The organism is Staphylococcus sp. GDY8P85P (assembly GCF_017892405.1).
GTDB classification, from domain to species: domain Bacteria; phylum Bacillota; class Bacilli; order Staphylococcales; family Staphylococcaceae; genus Staphylococcus; species Staphylococcus borealis.
In genome coordinates, this window is record NZ_JAESLA010000035.1 from 296 (window position 1) to 3,170 (window position 2,875).

A 2,875-nucleotide genomic window follows, 5' to 3' on the forward strand; every position below is an offset into this window, starting at 1 on the left:
CATCTTTGAGGGATCTTATAACCAAAGTTGGGAAATCTCATCTTGAGGGGGGCTTCATGCTTAGATGCTTTCAGCACTTATCCCGTCCATACATAGCTACCCAGCTATGCCGTTGGCACGACAACTGGTACACCAGAGGTATGTCCATCCCGGTCCTCTCGTACTAAGGACAGCTCCTCTCAAATTTCCTACGCCCACGACGGATAGGGACCGAACTGTCTCACGACGTTCTGAACCCAGCTCGCGTACCGCTTTAATGGGCGAACAGCCCAACCCTTGGGACCGACTACAGCCCCAGGATGCGATGAGCCGACATCGAGGTGCCAAACCTCCCCGTCGATGTGAACTCTTGGGGGAGATAAGCCTGTTATCCCCGGGGTAGCTTTTATCCGTTGAGCGATGGCCCTTCCATGCGGAACCACCGGATCACTAAGTCCGTCTTTCGACCCTGCTCGACTTGTAGGTCTCGCAGTCAAGCTCCCTTATGCCTTTACACTCTATGAATGATTTCCAACCATTCTGAGGGAACCTTTGAGCGCCTCCGTTACCTTTTAGGAGGCGACCGCCCCAGTCAAACTGCCCGCCTGACACTGTCTCCCACCACGATAAGTGGTGCGGGTTAGAAAGCCAACACAGCTAGGGTAGTATCCCACCAGCGCCTCCACGTAAGCTAGCGCTCACGTTTCAAAGGCTCCTACCTATCCTGTACAAGCTGTGCCGAATTTCAATATCAGGCTACAGTAAAGCTCCACGGGGTCTTTCCGTCCTGTCGCGGGTAACCTGCATCTTCACAGGTACTATGATTTCACCGAGTCTCTCGTTGAGACAGTGCCCAAATCGTTACGCCTTTCGTGCGGGTCGGAACTTACCCGACAAGGAATTTCGCTACCTTAGGACCGTTATAGTTACGGCCGCCGTTTACTGGGGCTTCGATTCGTAGCTTCGCAGAAGCTAACCACTCCTCTTAACCTTCCAGCACCGGGCAGGCGTCAGCCCCTATACATCACCTTACGGTTTAGCAGAGACCTGTGTTTTTGATAAACAGTCGCTTGGGCCTATTCACTGCGGCTCTTCTGGGCTTGCACCCTAAAGAGCACCCCTTCTCCCGAAGTTACGGGGTCATTTTGCCGAGTTCCTTAACGAGAGTTCGCTCGCTCACCTTAGAATTCTCATCTTGACTACCTGTGTCGGTTTGCGGTACGGGCACCTATTATCTATCTAGAGGCTTTTCTCGGCAGTGTGAAATCAACGACTCGAGGAAACAATTTCCTCTCCCCATCACAGCTCAATCTTAAGAGTGCCGGATTTGCCTAACACTCAATCTCACTGCTTAGACGTACAATCCAATCGTACGCTTCGCCTATCCTACTGCGTCCCCCCATCGATTAAAACGATGTTAGGTGGTACAGGAATATCAACCTGTTATCCATCGCCTACGCCTGTCGGCCTCAGCTTAGGACCCGACTAACCCAGAGCGGACGAGCCTTCCTCTGGAAACCTTAGTCAATCGGTGGACGGGATTCTCACCCGTCTTTCGCTACTCACACCGGCATTCTCACTTCTAAGCGCTCCACATGTCCTTGCGATCATGCTTCAACGCCCTTAGAACGCTCTCCTACCATTGTCCTACGGACAATCCACAGCTTCGGTAATATGTTTAGCCCCGGTACATTTTCGGCGCAGTGTCACTCGACTAGTGAGCTATTACGCACTCTTTAAATGATGGCTGCTTCTAAGCCAACATCCTAGTTGTCTGGGCAACGCCACATCCTTTTCCACTTAACATATATTTTGGGACCTTAGCTGGTGGTCTGGGCTGTTTCCCTTTCGAACACGGACCTTATCACCCATGTTCTGACTCCCAAGTTAAATTAATTGGCATTCGGAGTTTGTCTGAATTCGGTAACCCGAGAGGGGCCCCTCGTCCAAACAGTGCTCTACCTCCAATAATCATCACTTGAGGCTAGCCCTAAAGCTATTTCGGAGAGAACCAGCTATCTCCAAGTTCGATTGGAATTTCTCCGCTACCCACAGTTCATCCGCTCACTTTTCAACGTAAGTCGGTTCGGTCCTCCATTCAGTGTTACCTGAACTTCAACCTGACCATGGGTAGATCACCTGGTTTCGGGTCTACGACCAAATACTCAACGCCCTATTCAGACTCGCTTTCGCTACGGCTCCACATTTCCTGCTTAACCTTGCATCAGATCGTAACTCGCCGGTTCATTCTACAAAAGGCACGCCATCACCCATTAACGGGCTCTGACTACTTGTAAGCACACGGTTTCAAGTTCTCTTTCACTCCCCTTCCGGGGTACTTTTCACCTTTCCCTCACGGTACTGGTTCACTATCGGTCACTAGAGAGTATTTAGCCTTAGGAGATGGTCCTCCCAGATTCCGACGGAATTTCACGTGCTCCGTCGTACTCAGGATCCACTCAAGAGAGAATATATTTTCAACTACAGGATTATTACCTTCTTTGATTCAACTTTCCAGATGATTCGTCTAATATATTCCTTTGTAACTCCGTATAGAGTGTCCTACAACCCCAATAAGCAAGCTTATTGGTTTGGGCTCTTCCCGTTTCGCTCGCCGCTACTCAGGGAATCGATTTTTCTTTCTCTTCCTCCGGGTACTAAGATGTTTCAGTTCTCCGGGTCTGCCTTCTGACAAGCTATGAATTCACTTGTCGATAACACGACATAACTCGTGCTGGGTTCCCCCATTCGGAAATCTCTGGATCAACGCTTACTTACAGCTACCCAAAGCATATCGTCGTTAGTAACGTCCTTCGTCGGCTTCTAGTGCCAAGGCATCCACCGTGCGCCCTTAATAACTTAATCTATGTTTCCACCAAACTTTTAGTCAATCGCT

The 2,875-nt window shown here is 50.0% G+C and carries 1 rRNA gene (only partly in view); it reads right to left on the reverse strand.

From position 1 onward, the window contains the following. A 23S ribosomal RNA gene (locus KA828_RS08315) occupies nucleotides 1–2,844 on the reverse strand; it reaches 65 nt to the left of the window's first position. Nucleotides 2,845–2,875 lie beyond the last annotated feature (31 nt).